Consider the following 14,676-nt stretch of genomic DNA (forward strand, 5'->3'; position numbering starts at 1 on the left):
TGTGTGGGACGATATTCCGAAGTACATCTGGCATGTTATAGTCACAGATATATTCAGGCAAGCCACCATCTGGCGAAAATAGAGTAAAAAAAATGTTTTGTGTGATCTACAGAAGTAGCAAACGTGACCAAACTTATCTTTATGTCGAAAAAAAAGACGATTTCTCACGCGTACCTGAAGAATTGATGAAAGGTTTTGGCACCCCACAATTGGCAATGGTATTACCACTTGATGGGAGTAAAAAACTGGCTAATGCGGATTTTGATAAAGTAAAACAGGCTCTCAAAGATGTTGGCTATTATTTACAATTGCCACCGCCGCCTGAAAGTTTGTTAAAAATGCATCTCGAAAACAGTCCAAAAAAATAAGTTTCAGACTACTGCCGAATCTTTTCTGGGCATAAAGGTAGATGATATTTAGAACAAATAACCGCGGGGAAAAAGATGAATACTCCAGCAATTTGTTTAACCGTCATCACCTTTATGTTGACCAGTTTTAGCGCTGTATCTTCTGATGTACAGACGCAATCCGTTGTTAATCCCTCAGTTGTAAAGCAGCCTGAGACTTCGCCTGCGCCAACAACGCTTGCGCAGCAAGGGCGAAACCCTGCCGAGTTTCCGGCCTTTGTTGAGACACTCAAAGAACAAGCCCGCCTGCAGGGGATTAACGCCAGCACTATCAGCAACGCATTCGCGAATATTCATTTTGTTGATCGGGTCATAAAATCCGATCAGAGCCAGCTCGAAAAAAAAATCATGCTCGATGAGTATCTCTCTCGGGTCATTACACCAGAAAAGATTGAGCAAGCGCGCAAACTGTATCAGCAGCACCGAAATGAATTAGATACTATTAGCACTCGTACTGGTGTACAAAGTCAGTACATCGTTGCTTTGTGGGCGATGGAGAGTCATTTTGGCGAAATTCAGGGTAAAGAGGATATTGTTTCTGCGCTGGCAACGCTGGCATTTGAAGGACGGCGTGAAGCGTTCTTTACCAAAGAGTTGATGGCCGCATTAAAAATACTCGATCAGGGTCATATCACCGTACAAGAGCTTACAGGTTCATGGGCCGGGGCAATGGGCCAGAGCCAGTTTATGCCAAGTTCCTATTTGCGCTATGGTGCGGATGGCGATGGTGATGGAAAAATCGATATCTGGACTAACACCAGTGATGTTTTTGCTTCAACCGCTAATTATCTGGAGACTGAAGGCTGGAAGGCGGGCGGAGAATGGGGGAGAGAAGTCATGCTTCCCGAAGGTTTCGATAGCACACTTGCCGGAACCAAAACAGATCAGGGCAAAACATTCAGCCAATGGCAAGAATTGGGGATCACGTTAAAAGATACAACCACGCCACCTCCATCTACACAAAAAGCCTGGATTATCACGCCTGATGACAACCTGGGGCGCTCGTTCCTTGTCTACAATAATTTTCGTACCATCATGCACTGGAACCGCTCTTATTACTTTGCAATAAGCATCGGCACCATGGCGGATGCGATTGCACAATAACGCTCACTCTTAGGTATTCAGTCGCGATTTTTTTCTCTAGTATCAAAGGTAATTGACACAACGAACGCAGAGGAAAGGCATGTATCAGCATCATAACTGGCAAGGTGCGCTGCTGGATTTTCCGGTCAGCAAAGTAGTGTGTGTAGGTAGTAACTACGCAAAACATATCAAAGAGATGGGTAGTGCAACGCCGGAAGAGCCGGTGTTGTTCATTAAACCCGAAAGCGCATTGTGCGATATCCGCCAGCCGCTGGTTCTGCCACAAGGTTTGGGGTCGGTACATCACGAGGTTGAGCTTGCGATTCTGATTGGTTCTACCCTAAGACAGGCTACAGAAGAGCATGTTACTAAGGCCATTGCCGGATATGGTATAGCGCTTGATCTCACGCTGCGTGACTTGCAGGGAAAATTAAAGAAAGCGGGCCAACCGTGGGAAAAAGCAAAAGGATTTGATAATTCTTGCCCGATTTCAGGGTTTATTCCTGCCAGTGAGTTTAATTGCGATGCGCAAAATACGCCTATTGCATTAAAGATCAACGGCGAAGTTCGCCAGCAGGGCAGTACATCTGACATGATCCATAAGATCGTGCCGTTGATTGCTTATATGAGCCGCTTTTTCACCTTACGAGCCGGTGATGTCATCCTGACCGGGACACCGGAAGGTGTAGGGCCGCTTGTGAGTGGCGACGAACTGGAAGTGTGTTTTGCAGACCGCAGCTTAACCACCCGGGTTCTATAATCAATTTGCCGCCAGAAGGCGGCAAAACTTGCATCTGTGGCTCAGACTGTTTATAAGGTGCGCTTGTTTTTTTATTACCGGACAAACATCATGACTACAGCACCGTTCTGGCAGTGCAAAACGCTTGACGAAATGAGTGACGCAGAGTGGGAATCTCTCTGTGACGGCTGCGGCCAGTGCTGTTTGCATAAATTGATGGATGAAGATACCGATGAAATCTACTTCACCAATGTTGCCTGTAAGCAATTAAACATCAAAACTTGTCAGTGTAAAAACTACGAACGACGCTTTGAGTTTGAGCCAGACTGTATCAAGTTGACTCGTGATAACTTGCCAACTTTTGAGTGGTTACCGCATTCATGCGCGTACCGCCTCTTGGCTGAAGGCAAGGATTTACCACAATGGCATCCCTTGTTAACGGGCTCTAAAGCCGCAATGCATGGCGAACGTATTTCTGTACGCCATATCGCGGTTAAAGAGTCTGAAGTGCAAGACTGGCAGAATCATATTTTAAACAAGCCTGAGTGGGCAGACTAAACCACCAGTCTCATGAGAGAACACAAAAATAAATCGTACAAAACGAAATCTTTATGATATGGTGTTCTTTCAATAACAAATAAAAGTAGGTTTTTATCCAGTATTTAACATTTAAGTGTCCGTCTTGTGGCGGTTCACAGTATCGCACCTCCCCTTACGATGTCCGAGAAACAAATCCCCATGGCGCTGTTTGTATCTTCTGTAAATCAGGGATGCACCTTCTTCATCGTCCGATGAGTGCGATTCATCAATATAGTGTATCTGCTCGCTAAGAGCATATACCGCTGGTTTTGCTTTCCCCACTTCTGCACTGTTAATATTCTGCCTCCATCACGGAGGAATAATGAAAAAAATAACATTACTAATTGGGGCACTCATTCTCAGCGGCTGTTCATCGCCTGAACCTGTAGCACCCAAACCGCCGCAGGTTATCGGCATGCCGAACCCGGCGTCAGTTTACTGCAAAGACAAAGGCGGTGAATTGAGAACGGTGAAAACCGATCTGGGTGAGCGGGGCGATTGTATTTTGCCCAGTGGCGAGCGAATAGATCAGTGGACACTTTATCGTCGCGATCACTAATAATAAAAAACCCGCCAAGGCGGGTTTTTGTGTATCTGAATTTTAAACCTTACGGCCGAATAGATCGCGACGTTTTGGTTTGAAAGGTTGAGCAACTAGTACCAACACGGCAATGATCAGGAATATGGCAAAAATTCCCACTAACCACTGCACCATATCCAGCGACAAAAATTCCCACTGACGCACAGAGCAATCACCCGTTGCCACAAATACTGACGGTAACCACTTATCTAGTGGCAGCCAGCTTGGGAAACGTGCGGCAAAGTCACAAGTCACAAACGGGGAAGGATGAAGCTGAAGCATGGTGTGTTCCCATGCTAATTGCAGACCCTTACCCGCGCTGTAGATCCAAAGTGCAATCCCGGCATAACGCAACGGTGTCTTTGGCGCAATGGCACCGACAATGCCTGCACCCATAACACCAAATAGTGCGCAACGCTCGTAAATACACATAACACAAGGTTTCAGCATCATGACGTGCTGAAACCACAATGCCACCATTTCCAAGGCAAAGGCTGTTAATGCCAGAAGAAGCCAGGCACCACGCCCACGGGAGCATTGGTTTAAATATCGCAACATAATCAGTATCCCTGCAACATGCGTTGAGTCGGCAGTGTAAACGAATTCGACTCCTGCACCAGTATGCACATCAAAATAACATGCTAATTGAATGTTATTCAGACAAATAAGGTAAACGGGCGTTATACCGCCCGTTAGAATAACTTAATGTGGTATGGCATTCATCAACGGTGATGAAATCCAGCCGGCATGCAGCATCCATTCGGTTGCTGGCACCAGAGTAAATTCAACACCTAACAATCCAACAATGGTCAATACCAGCGTATACGGTAGAGCCATTAGCACCATACGACCATAAGAAAGACGAATCAGCGGAGCCAGTGCGGAGGTGAGCAGGAATAAGAAGGCGGCCTGGCCATTTGGTGTGGCAACCGATGGCAAGTTAGTTCCGGTGTTAATTGCTACGGCCAGTAACTCAAACTGCTTAAGGTCGATAATACCGCTGGTGAGTGCCGTTTTTGCTTCGTTGATATACACGGTGCCGACAAACACGTTATCGGAAATCGATGAAAGAATACCGTTAAACAAATAAAACAGCGCCAGTTGCGAATGTGGTTCGGCCTGCAATACAAACTGAATAACAGGTGTAAACAAATGCTGGTCAATTATCACGGCGACGACCGCAAAGAATACGGTGAGCAGGGCGGTAAATGGCAGCGCTTCGGTAAAGGCTTTACCAATCTGATGTTCATCAGTCACACCGCATAATGCAGTGGCAAAAATAATCACCGAGAGGCCAATTAACCCTACTTCTGCTAAATGGAGTGCCAGCGCAACCACCAGCCAGATACCGATCAATGCCTGAACGATCAGTTTTACACGATCCTGACGTGTGCGCTTTTGCGCACTTTTGGTGTCGTAGTCTTGCAAAATGCCACGCACTTTTTCTGGCAGTTTCTCACCGTAACCGAGTATTTTAGTGGATTCCAATAATACGCAGGTAAGTAAGCCGCAGATAAGAACCGGAATGGTCACCGGGGCCATGCGCAGGAAGAAATCACCAAAGTGCCAACCAGCATTTTTGGCAATAATCAGGTTCTGTGGCTCGCCGACCATCGTCATCACACCGCCCAGCGCCGTGCCTACACCGGCATGCATCATCAGGCTGCGTAGGAACGCGCGAAATTGCTCGAGCGTACTGCGATTATCGAAATCAAGATGGGTGTCATCCTGAATATCACCTTCAAGATCGCCAGTCGACGCGACGCGGTGGTAGATATCATAAAATCCAACCGCCACGCTGATGACCACCGCTACCACGGTAAGCGCATCGAGGAATGCCGATAAGAATGCGGCTGCGATACAAAAAGCGAGAGATAGTAATATCTTTGAACGAATGCCGAGCAAGAGTTTGGTAAACACCAGCAGCAGAAGCTGCTTCATGAAATAGATGCCCGCCACCATAAATATCAGTAGCAGCAGCACTTCAAGATTTGATGCAACTTCTGCACGGACATGGTCTGGTGTTGTCATTCCAATGAGCACCGCTTCAATAGCCAGTAGCCCACCAGGAAGCAGCGGATAACATTTCAGAGCCATTGCCAGAGTAAATATAAACTCGGCAACCAACATCCAGCCTGCAATAAACGGACTGATGAACCAAAATATTAAAGGATTAATAACTAAAAAAGCCAGTAAAGTCAGCTTATACCAATTAGGTGACTGACCTAAAAAGTTGCGAAAAAGCGCACGCCCGGTTGACATTTCCATCGTAGAATTTTCATGCTCCAGTTATCCGTAATATGTCAAAGTGCAGGGGAGACGATGCTTTCTCCCAACACTAAAACAGGAATATTGCGGATAAAGATAAAGTTGCGTCAATTGAGTTGTTTCAGGTTACTCGCGCATAAGTTATCAATCAAGGTATAGGAATATTCTTTGGTTGTGCGATACCCTGCAAAATTAAACCATGATTCCAAATTTGGCATACCTCGCTGCTACCTGCGCCGCATGGCATCTGGTATGATGAGTCTCTTTAGCAAAACCTGTGTAATGGAAAGCATACTATGGTCATTAAGGCGCAGAGCCCGGCGGGTTTCGCGGAAGAATACATCATCGAAAGTATCTGGAATAACCGCTTTGCCCCGGGAACAATTCTTCCTGCTGAGCGTGAGTTATCCGAACTAATCGGTGTGACCCGTACCACATTGCGCGAGGTGCTTCAGCGCCTGGCGCGTGATGGCTGGTTAACGATTCAGCATGGCAAGCCGACCAAAGTGAATAACTTCTGGGAAACCTCCGGTTTAAACATTCTGGAAACTTTGGCGCGTCTTGATCATGACAGCGTGCCGCAGTTGATCGATAACCTGCTGTCAGTGCGAACTAACATTGCGACCATCTTTATTCGTACTGCTGTTCGTCAGCATCCGGATCAAGCGCAAGAAGTGTTGGCAACCGCAAACAGCGTTGAAGATCACGCTGATGCGTTCGCTAAGCTTGATTACAACATTTTCCGTGGTCTGGCTTTTGCTTCCGGTAACCCGATTTACGGGCTAATCCTCAATGGAATGAAAGGGTTGTATACCCGCATCGGGCGTCACTATTTCTCAAGTCCGGAAGCCCGCAGTCTGGCGTTAGGTTTCTACCATCGTCTGGCAGAAATTTGCCAACAAGGGTTGCACGATCAGGTATTTGATACTGTTCGTACCTATGGGCGTGAAAGTGGTGAAATCTGGCATCGGATGCAGAAAAACCTACCGGGTGATTTGGCAATGCACAGCCGTTAATCTGGCCTTGTCATCACTATCTGTAAAATGAAAAACGCTTCCTTCGGGAAGCGTTTTTTTATGCTTACAAACTATTGAGTCGCGGTGGGCAACGTTCAAGTAACTCAACGCTGCCATCTTCGTTTTGCTGTTCAAGCGTTACATCAAAGCCCCACAAACGATGTACATGCTTGAGAACCTCCCGACGCCCTTTATCTAGCGGAGCACGGTTATGCGGGATATAACGCAACGTCAGCGAACGGTCGCCGCGTAAATCAACGTTCCAGACCTGAATATTCGGCTCAAGGTTACTCAGATTGTACTGCGCAGAAAGCTCAGCACGAATCTTGCGATAACCTTCTTCGTTGTGAATCGCCGCAATTTCCAGATAGTTATTGCGGTCGTCATCCAGCACCGTAAACATGCGGAAATCGCGCATCAGTTTCGGGGAGAGGAACTGGCTGATAAAGCTCTCATCTTTGAAATCACGCATCGCGAAATGCAACGTTTCCAGCCAATCCTTGCCGGCAATATCCGGGAACCAGTAGCGATCCTCTTCAGTTGGCGACTGGCAAATTCGCTTGATGTCCTGGAACATGGCAAAACCGAGTGCATACGGGTTGATACCACTGTACCAAGGGCTGTTATACGGTGGCTGGAATACCACATTAGTATGGCTATGCAGGAACTCCAGCATAAAGCGGTCAGTCACTTTTCCTTCATCATACAGATGGTTAAGGATAGTGTAGTGCCAGAACGTCGCCCAGCCTTCGTTCATCACCTGAGTCTGTTTTTGTGGATAGAAATACTGGCTGACTTTACGCACAATGCGCAAAATCTCACGCTGCCAGGATTCCAACAACGGGGCATTCTTCTCCATAAAATAGAGCAGGTTTTCTTGTGGTTCAGAAGGGTAACGACGCGCTTCGGCAATCGTTTTTTCTTCTTCTCGACGTGGAAGGGTACGCCACAACGTATTCACCTGGCTTTGCAGGTACTCCTCACGGCTTTTCTGCCGCGCAGTCTCTTCCTGCAACGAAATTTTTTGTGGCCGTTTATAACGGTCAACGCCATAGTTCATCAGTGCATGGCAGGAGTCGAGTAGGCGCTCCACTTCGTCCACACCATAACGCTCTTCACATTCGGTAATGTATTTACGAGCAAATATCAGGTAATCGATAATCGAACTTGCATCAGTCCAACTGCGGAACAAATAGTTGTTTTTGAAGAATGAGTTATGCCCATAACAGGCATGGGCTATCACCAGAGCCTGCATCGTAATGGTGTTTTCTTCCATCAGATAGGCGATGCACGGGTTGGAGTTGATCACTATCTCGTAGGCCAGTCCCTGTTGCCCATGTTTGTACAGCCGCTCCGTTTCAATGAATTTCTTACCAAACGACCAATGTGGATAGTTAATCGGCATCCCAACGCTCGAATAGGCATCCATCATTTGTTCGGAGGTAATCACTTCAATTTGATGAGGATAGGTGTCCAGCCGATAGAGTTTAGCAACACGGTCTATCTCAGCGAGGTAGACATCAAGCAGCTCGAACGTCCAGTCAGGTCCATCACTTAGACGTTTAGAATCCTTTGTGGCGGAATCGGTAACAATAGCCATCAGCGCGCCCTCATTGTTGGCGGCTCTCTCTGGATGGAAAGCCTCACTTTCAAGAATAGACAACTCCTGAAACTTAGCTGCCGCAAGCAAAATATTTATGCTTGTCATAATTCAAGTTGCAGGGGTTGCACTCATTCACCCCCGTCACTGACTTAAGTAAGCTCCTGAGGGGCCTCGTTTGCCACCCACCTGCAACTTGAATTATTAAAGTATATTTTCATGTATATCCCGTTAAATTTATAAAAATAAGCATTTTATACTGCTGAAAATATCTTCACGGGTAGGAGATTCTAATTATCACTGTCCTGCTATAACAGGCCACGATGTGAGGAAAGTCACTATAACAAAGCCATATGTTGAATAACATTTTCATCTGAGTTATCAATTTGTAATCAGAAGATTATTCTTTTAGCTAAATGGTGGAATGAATATGCGAGTTGTGGTGCTGGGTAGTGGTGTGGTTGGTGTCAGCAGCGCCTGGTATTTACGCCAGGCAGGGCATGATGTCACTGTTATCGACAGGGAGCCGGGTCCTGCTCAGGAAACCAGTGCGGCGAATGCCGGGCAAATTTCACCGGGCTATGCTGCCCCATGGGCGGCTCCCGGAGTGCCACTTAAAGCGATTAAATGGATGTTCCAGCGTCATGCACCACTGGCGATAAGCCTTGATGGCACACAATTTCAGCTAAAGTGGATGCTGCAAATGCTGCGCAATTGCGATATGCGCCACTATATGGAAAACAAAGGTCGCATGGTGCGCCTTGCAGAATACAGCCGTGATTGCCTGAAGGAATTGCGCCACACCACCAATATCCAGTACGAAGGTCGTCAGGGGGGCACGTTACAACTGTTCCGCACCGCCCAACAGTATGAAAATGCCGCCAAAGATATTGCAGTACTTGAAGATGCGGGTGTGCCATATCAATTGCTGGAAGCAGGCCGTTTAGCCGAAGTTGAACCCGCGCTGGCTGATGTTGCTCATAAGCTTACGGGCGGTTTGCGCTTGCCGAATGATGAAACTGGCGACTGCCAACTGTTTACGCAAAACCTGGCTCAGATGGCGGCAGAGGCGGGTGTTGAGTTCCGATTTAATACTTCGGTTGATCGTCTGTTATATGAAGGCCAAAGTATTTATGGTGTCCAGTGCGGCAAAGAAGTGGTGAAGGCCGATGCCTACGTGGTTGCTTTCGGTTCCTATTCCACCGGTCTGCTGAAAAACATCGTTGATATTCCTGTCTATCCTCTCAAAGGTTATTCGCTGACTATCCCCATTGCTGATGAGCAAGGTGCACCGGTTTCGACTATTCTCGATGAGACATACAAAATTGCTATCACGCGTTTTGATAAGCGTATTCGCGTAGGCGGTATGGCAGAAATTGTTGGTTTCAATACGGAGTTGCTGCAACCACGCCGCGAAACTCTGGAAATGGTGGTTCGTGATTTGTACCCGCGTGGAGGGCATGTTGAGCAAGCCACATTCTGGACGGGCCTGCGCCCAATGACGCCAGATGGTACGCCAATTGTTGGGCGTACACCGTTCAAAAATCTATGGCTTAACACCGGGCACGGTACGTTAGGCTGGACGATGGCCTGCGGTTCCGGCCAGATGTTAAGTGATTTGATTTCTGGAAGAACGCCTGCGATTCCATTTGACGATCTCTCTGTTGCACGCTATTCCCCGGGGTTCAGGCCAACAGGCTCACAGCGTCTGCATAACGCTCATAATTAAATTCTAACAAGGAGAGGACAATGTCCCGTCCTGTTATTGCGACGCTGAATCTCAGCGCGCTACGTAACAATTTAAATGTTGTTCGCCAGGCCGCTCCTCATTCGCGAGTCTGGTCGGTGGTTAAAGCGAATGCTTACGGTCATGGGATTGAACGTATCTGGTCATCGTTAAGGGAAACCGATGGTTTCGCGATGCTTAATATTGAAGAAGCCATCCTGTTGCGTGAACAAGGCTGGAAAGGGCCGATTTTAATGCTGGAGGGCTTCTTCCACGCCGATGAGTTGCCGCTGTTTGACCAGTATCGTTTGACCACCAGCCTGCACAGTAACTGGCAGGTAAAAGCTTTAGCTAATGCCAAACTTAATGCGCCGCTCGATGTTTACCTGAAGATGAATAGCGGAATGAACCGTCTCGGGTTTAGCCCTGACCGGGTGCATTCTATATGGCAGCAACTACGTGTTATCCCGAATGTCGGTCAACTTACGTTGATGGCACACTTTGCCGATGCAGAACAACCTGATGGCATAGTTGAACCAATGAAGCGCATAGAGCAGGCGGCTGAAGGTTTAGAGTGCCCGCGTTCGCTCTCTAATTCGGCGGCAACACTCTGGCACCCGGAAGCGCATTTCGACTGGGTGCGGCCAGGGATTGTTCTGTATGGCGCATCTCCGAGTGGGCAATGGTGCGATGTTGCCACCAGCGGCTTGCAGCCAGTAATGAGCCTGCAAAGTGAAATTATTGGTGTACAGAGTCTTAAACCGGGTGATGCCGTGGGTTATGGCAGTCGTTACCGGACAAATACCGAGCAGCGTATTGGTATTGTTGCCTGCGGCTACGCTGATGGTTACCCGCGCCATGCGCCAGATGGTACGCCAGTGCGAGTTGATGGGGTGCTAACGCATACCGTCGGGGCTATTTCCATGGATATGTTGGCGGTGGATCTCACTCCATGTCCGCATACTGGTATTGGTAGCCCGGTCGAATTATGGGGCAATGAAGTGAAAATTGATGATGTGGCCCATGCAGCCGGAACGGTGGGGTATGAGTTGATGTGTGCCCTGGCGCCACGAGTACCGGTAGTGACGCAGTTTTAATTGTTTTAATCTCATAAGGGCGGTTTCCCGCCCTTTATCCTGCTTACTCAGTTTCTTCACTCTCGACGCGCACACCAATCTTACGCACCTGGTTATCTTCTTTCTCAGCGACAGTCCAAATCATGCCAGCGAACTCCACCTGGTCACCCACCACCGGCGCGCCGCCTAACATGCTCACCACAAACTCACCCAATGTTTGTTGAGTATCGACGTTATCATCAAGTTCCAGCCCGTAAATGGTCGCGACATCACCAAACTGGGCGCTGGCTTCGAGAATAAAATCACCGAAGAAGCGTTGGTCGAGTGCGACAGGTGGCGACTGGCTAAACATCTTACCCAGAGCGGGTAGATCGCGTTCACGACCAATGACGCAGAGCACATCACCCACTTGCAAACGCGTACGGTCGCCGGGTTGCATCAGAACATTGTCACGGAACAGCGCTGCAATGCGCGTGTCTTTCGGCATTTTCAGATCCCGCAAGGAGGCTCCGATGCACCATTTATCTTCGCTAAGCTGATAAACGAACTGCTCCCAAGGATTTTCCGGATGAATATCCAGGCCAACGCGGGATACAGGCCAGCCGACGGGCGGAACCACAACTTTAGCTTTTTTTGCCGCCCAACCGAGCGACGTGCCTTGTAATAACAGCGACACCAGCACCACGAAGAAGGCGACATTAAAGAACAGGCGCGCATTTTCAAGGCCCGCCATCATCGGGAATACAGCAAGGATGATTGGCACCGCGCCACGCAGGCCGACCCAACTGATAAACACACGCTCGCGCAGGTTAAAACCACGGAACGGAAGCAGGCCGAGAAAAACAGATAACGGGCGAGCAAAGAAAATCATCCAGATAGACAGCAGCAGCGCCGGAATAGCAATCGGCAACAGGTCGGTTGGATTGACCAGCAAGCCCAGTACCAGGAACATGCCAATTTGCGCAAACCATGCCAGCCCATCAAAGTTTTGCAAGATGCCAAAGCGGCTGCGAATAGGGCGGTTGCCGAGCAGGAAACCACAGAGGTAGACCGCCAGAATACCGCTGCCGTTTAGCGCGGTAGTGATACCAAACACCATAATCCCACCGCTTAATGCCAGCAGCGGATACAACCCTTGTGGCAGCGTAATACGGTTGATCATTTGCAGTAGTAGATAACCACCGCCGAGGCCAAGCAAAATCCCCAGACCAAACTGCTGGATAATATCCACCAGGAACATCCAGCTTAGGCCGCTTTGACCTTTCTGAATCATCTCAATGAGCGTGATGGTCAGAAACACAGCCATCGGGTCGTTACTGCCGGATTCAATTTCAAGTGTTGCGCCAACACGTTCGTTCAGCCCTTTGCCGCCCAGAAGGGAAAATACGGCTGCCGCATCCGTTGAACCGACTATCGCGCCAATCAGCAAACCTTCGATGAGATTGAGATTAAACAGCCAGGCTGCGGCCATGCCAGTCAAGCCTGAGGTGATAAGCACACCGACGGTCGCAAGTGATAGTGCGGGGCCAAGGGCTACGCGAAAGGAGCTTGCCTGGGTGCGCATACCGCCATCAAGCAGAATCACCGCTAGTGCCAGGTTACTGATTAAATAGGCGAAAGGATAATTATCAAACGGAATGCCACCAATACCATCAATCCCCGCCAACATACCAATAGCGAGGAATATAACCAGAATGGGGATACCAAGACGCGAGGAAAAGGAACTCAATAAGATGCTACAAGTTACCAGTACGGAACCTAAAATAAACAGACTGACTATTGCCCCTGCGTCCAAAATTATCTTTCTCCTTTGCGCCTGTATCTATTCGTGTGGAAAATATTAACACGGAAACTATTGATTCATCGTGCTATCTGAAGGGCTGAAACGAATTTTTTTACCTGATTACCGGATGGCCACTGACGGTGAGGCTGGCGGTTTGCCCGTCATGCTGTAGTTCGCCAAAAGCGCCCAATGGCAGAGTGACGGTTTCGGGTTCATGACCAAACGGTAAACCGCGCAGCACGGGAATGGATAACCGCTGCTCTAACATGCGACACATTTCATCGAAATCATAACCGCCGTCGTAGTCACTTAACGTTGCGCCGTTGAAACTACCGAGAATCAGGGCTTTTTGACGCGCTAAAATTCCGGCGTGGTGGAGTTGCAATAACAGGCGCTCCACGCGGAAAGGGTGCTCGTTAATATCTTCGACCACTAAAATGCCACCATCAATCACGTTAAGCCACGGCGAGCCCAACATTGAAACCAGCATGGCGAGATTTCCTCCCCATAGCGTGCCACTTGCCGAACATGCAGGCGTTGGGCTCTGCCAGGTTAGGGTAAATTGCGGCTCAGTAATCGCCTGCCAGAAATGCTGCCAGGTAAAGCTGTTTAACTCATCGGCACCAAAATTACCGGCAAGCATTGGTCCGCTAAATGTAATGGCACCGGTCTGGGATAAGAGGGCTAACTGGATTGCGGTAAAATCGCTATGCCCGCAAATAATCGGTGTACGTTCGTGGAACGCGTGTCCCAGGCTCGAATAGTCAATATTTTCAAGCAAACGGGATGCACCATAGCCACCGCGCACCGCCAGAACGATATCGCATTCATTCGGGAGTGCGGATAAATCCTGAATATCAGCAAGTCGTTGGTCGTCAGTTCCGGCGAAACGCTGAAAGCGCCGGGTCACAACGGATTGGTTTTCCACTCGATGGCCTGCGGCTTTCAGGCGTTCGATACCGCGCGCAGCAGCAGCCTGATTAACACAGAAACCTGAAGGGGCAATCAAACGAATCGTGGACATGGCATTTCCTTGCTGAAAGTGAATTGGTTATCATGCCGTTATCAAAGGTGGTTGTCATCCGCCAGGCGGCGATGAATCAATGTTGTTTACCCCACAGATTTCAATATTCCGGGTAATTTTATAAGGATAGATGCGTGAATATCAGATGGCTCATTGTATTGGTTTTGTTTTTAGCAGGTTGTTCAAGTCATACCACCAAACAGCCCGAGTGGGACCCTACAAAACCGGTACAACGTGCATTAACCTGGATGCCAATAACCGATCAGGCCGCAAAAGAGTGGGGAGTGAGTCCACGGGTGGTTACGGCGATTATTGCAGTGGAATCAGGCGGTAATCCTACGCTTGTCAGCAAGTCCAATGCGGTTGGTTTGATGCAGATTAAAGCCTCAACCGCTGGCCGTGATGTATATCGCCATCTGGGATGGGGCGGCGAGCCGTCAACCAGCGAGCTTAAAGATCCGGCGCGAAACATTTCGATTGGCACAGCTTACTTAAGCATTCTGGAACATGGCATTCTGGCTGGTATTGAAGATCCGCAAACGATGCAGTATGCGTTGCTGGCTTCTTATGCCAACGGTGCGGGCGCTTTGCTCAGAACCTTCTCATCGGATCGCAAAAAGGCCATTAACGAGATTAATGACCTGAGCCCTGACGAGTTTTACGATTACATCGCGAAGAACCATCCGGCACCTCAGGCACCACGTTATCTGTATAAGGTCTCCCGGGCTTTAAACGCCATGTAACACTTAAAGCGCAGCCGCAAATTCCTGTCACATTTTTCTATGTTTACGGGGT

The 14,676-nt window shown here is 48.5% G+C and carries 15 protein-coding genes; 10 read left to right on the forward strand and 5 right to left on the reverse strand.

Annotation, left to right across the window (positions count from 1 at the left end):
* Positions 1-92: 92 nt before the first annotated feature.
* From IX31_RS00900 to IX31_RS00920, 6 genes are all read left to right on the forward strand, one after another.
* Entirely contained in the window at positions 93-368 is a 276-nt protein-coding gene (locus IX31_RS00900) for a YcgL domain-containing protein (protein ID WP_034455230.1), read from the forward strand.
* Positions 369-443: 75 nt separating this feature from the next.
* Complete coding sequence (locus IX31_RS00905) at positions 444-1,511, forward strand: lytic murein transglycosylase (protein WP_034455232.1); 1,068 nt, start codon at positions 444-446, stop codon at positions 1,509-1,511.
* Between the two features lie 79 nt (positions 1,512-1,590).
* A complete protein-coding gene (locus IX31_RS00910) occupies positions 1,591-2,250 on the forward strand; it encodes a fumarylacetoacetate hydrolase family protein (RefSeq protein ID WP_034455233.1) in 660 nt (219 codons plus the stop codon).
* Between the two features lie 90 nt (positions 2,251-2,340).
* On the forward strand, positions 2,341-2,787 hold the full coding sequence (locus IX31_RS00915) for a YcgN family cysteine cluster protein (protein WP_034455235.1): 447 nt from the start codon (positions 2,341-2,343) through the stop codon (positions 2,785-2,787).
* 95 nt (positions 2,788-2,882) lie between these two features.
* On the forward strand, positions 2,883-3,059 hold the full coding sequence (ymcF, locus tag IX31_RS23535; protein WP_122973997.1) for a cold shock small protein YmcF: 177 nt from the start codon (positions 2,883-2,885) through the stop codon (positions 3,057-3,059).
* Between the two features lie 71 nt (positions 3,060-3,130).
* Positions 3,131-3,367, forward strand: coding sequence for a putative hemolysin (locus IX31_RS00920; RefSeq protein WP_034455237.1), 237 nt, complete (start codon positions 3,131-3,133; stop codon positions 3,365-3,367).
* Between the two features lie 42 nt (positions 3,368-3,409).
* Here IX31_RS00920 and dsbB read toward each other — a convergent pair whose 3' ends face one another.
* Positions 3,410-3,946: a disulfide bond formation protein DsbB gene (dsbB, locus tag IX31_RS00925; protein ID WP_034455238.1), complete on the reverse strand. Its 537-nt coding sequence runs from the start codon at positions 3,944-3,946 to the stop codon at positions 3,410-3,412.
* Between the two features lie 144 nt (positions 3,947-4,090).
* Positions 4,091-5,656 carry a Na(+)/H(+) antiporter NhaB gene (nhaB, locus tag IX31_RS00930; protein ID WP_034455240.1) on the reverse strand — a complete coding sequence of 522 codons (1,566 nt, stop codon included), beginning with the start codon at positions 5,654-5,656 and terminating at the stop codon, positions 4,091-4,093.
* Between the two features lie 296 nt (positions 5,657-5,952).
* Between nhaB and fadR the strand changes: the two genes are divergently transcribed.
* Positions 5,953-6,672, forward strand: coding sequence for a fatty acid metabolism transcriptional regulator FadR (gene fadR / locus IX31_RS00935; RefSeq protein ID WP_034455241.1), 720 nt, complete (start codon positions 5,953-5,955; stop codon positions 6,670-6,672).
* A 64-nt stretch (positions 6,673-6,736) separates the two neighbouring features.
* On the opposite strand, the gene IX31_RS00940 is transcribed toward fadR, so the two are convergent.
* Complete coding sequence (locus IX31_RS00940; protein ID WP_034457027.1) at positions 6,737-8,272, reverse strand: SpoVR family protein; 1,536 nt, start codon at positions 8,270-8,272, stop codon at positions 6,737-6,739.
* 430 nt (positions 8,273-8,702) lie between these two features.
* Here IX31_RS00940 and IX31_RS00945 point away from each other — a divergent pair, with 430 nt between their 5' ends.
* The gene (locus IX31_RS00945; RefSeq protein ID WP_034455243.1) at positions 8,703-10,001 is read left to right on the forward strand and encodes a D-amino acid dehydrogenase; all 1,299 of its coding nucleotides are present in this window, start codon (positions 8,703-8,705) and stop codon (positions 9,999-10,001) included.
* Positions 10,002-10,021: 20 nt separating this feature from the next.
* On the forward strand, positions 10,022-11,095 hold the full coding sequence (dadX, locus tag IX31_RS00950; RefSeq protein WP_034455244.1) for a catabolic alanine racemase DadX: 1,074 nt from the start codon (positions 10,022-10,024) through the stop codon (positions 11,093-11,095).
* A gap of 43 nt (positions 11,096-11,138) precedes the next feature.
* Here the strand turns inward: dadX and IX31_RS00955 are convergent, their stop codons facing one another.
* Complete coding sequence (locus IX31_RS00955; RefSeq protein ID WP_034455246.1) at positions 11,139-12,869, reverse strand: potassium/proton antiporter; 1,731 nt, start codon at positions 12,867-12,869, stop codon at positions 11,139-11,141.
* 100 nt (positions 12,870-12,969) lie between these two features.
* Positions 12,970-13,881, reverse strand: a complete 912-nt coding sequence (ldcA, locus tag IX31_RS00960; protein WP_034455248.1) for a muramoyltetrapeptide carboxypeptidase — start codon at positions 13,879-13,881, stop codon at positions 12,970-12,972.
* A gap of 134 nt (positions 13,882-14,015) precedes the next feature.
* On the opposite strand from ldcA, the gene emtA reads away from it, so the two are divergent.
* Positions 14,016-14,624 carry a membrane-bound lytic murein transglycosylase EmtA gene (emtA, locus tag IX31_RS00965; RefSeq protein WP_034455250.1) on the forward strand — a complete coding sequence of 203 codons (609 nt, stop codon included), beginning with the start codon at positions 14,016-14,018 and terminating at the stop codon, positions 14,622-14,624.
* Positions 14,625-14,676 lie beyond the last annotated feature (52 nt).

Source organism: Buttiauxella noackiae (assembly GCF_000737905.1).
Lineage (GTDB): Bacteria > Pseudomonadota > Gammaproteobacteria > Enterobacterales > Enterobacteriaceae > Buttiauxella > Buttiauxella noackiae.

Bases quoted from the DNA above. Each gene is read 5' to 3' on its own strand.
- IX31_RS00900 (WP_034455230.1), top strand. From the start codon at position 93: ATGTTTTGTGTGATCTACAGAAGTAGCAAACGTGACCAAACTTATCTT.
- IX31_RS00905 (WP_034455232.1), top strand. From the start codon at position 444: ATGAATACTCCAGCAATTTGTTTAACCGTCATCACCTTTATGTTGACC.
- IX31_RS00910 (WP_034455233.1), top strand. From the start codon at position 1,591: ATGTATCAGCATCATAACTGGCAAGGTGCGCTGCTGGATTTTCCGGTC.
- IX31_RS00915 (WP_034455235.1), top strand. From the start codon at position 2,341: ATGACTACAGCACCGTTCTGGCAGTGCAAAACGCTTGACGAAATGAGT.
- IX31_RS00920 (WP_034455237.1), top strand. From the start codon at position 3,131: ATGAAAAAAATAACATTACTAATTGGGGCACTCATTCTCAGCGGCTGT.
- dsbB (WP_034455238.1), bottom strand. From the start codon at position 3,946: ATGTTGCGATATTTAAACCAATGCTCCCGTGGGCGTGGTGCCTGGCTT.
- nhaB (WP_034455240.1), bottom strand. From the start codon at position 5,656: ATGGAAATGTCAACCGGGCGTGCGCTTTTTCGCAACTTTTTAGGTCAG.
- fadR (WP_034455241.1), top strand. From the start codon at position 5,953: ATGGTCATTAAGGCGCAGAGCCCGGCGGGTTTCGCGGAAGAATACATC.
- IX31_RS00940 (WP_034457027.1), bottom strand. From the start codon at position 8,272: ATGGCTATTGTTACCGATTCCGCCACAAAGGATTCTAAACGTCTAAGT.
- IX31_RS00945 (WP_034455243.1), top strand. From the start codon at position 8,703: ATGCGAGTTGTGGTGCTGGGTAGTGGTGTGGTTGGTGTCAGCAGCGCC.
- dadX (WP_034455244.1), top strand. From the start codon at position 10,022: ATGTCCCGTCCTGTTATTGCGACGCTGAATCTCAGCGCGCTACGTAAC.
- ldcA (WP_034455248.1), bottom strand. From the start codon at position 13,881: ATGTCCACGATTCGTTTGATTGCCCCTTCAGGTTTCTGTGTTAATCAG.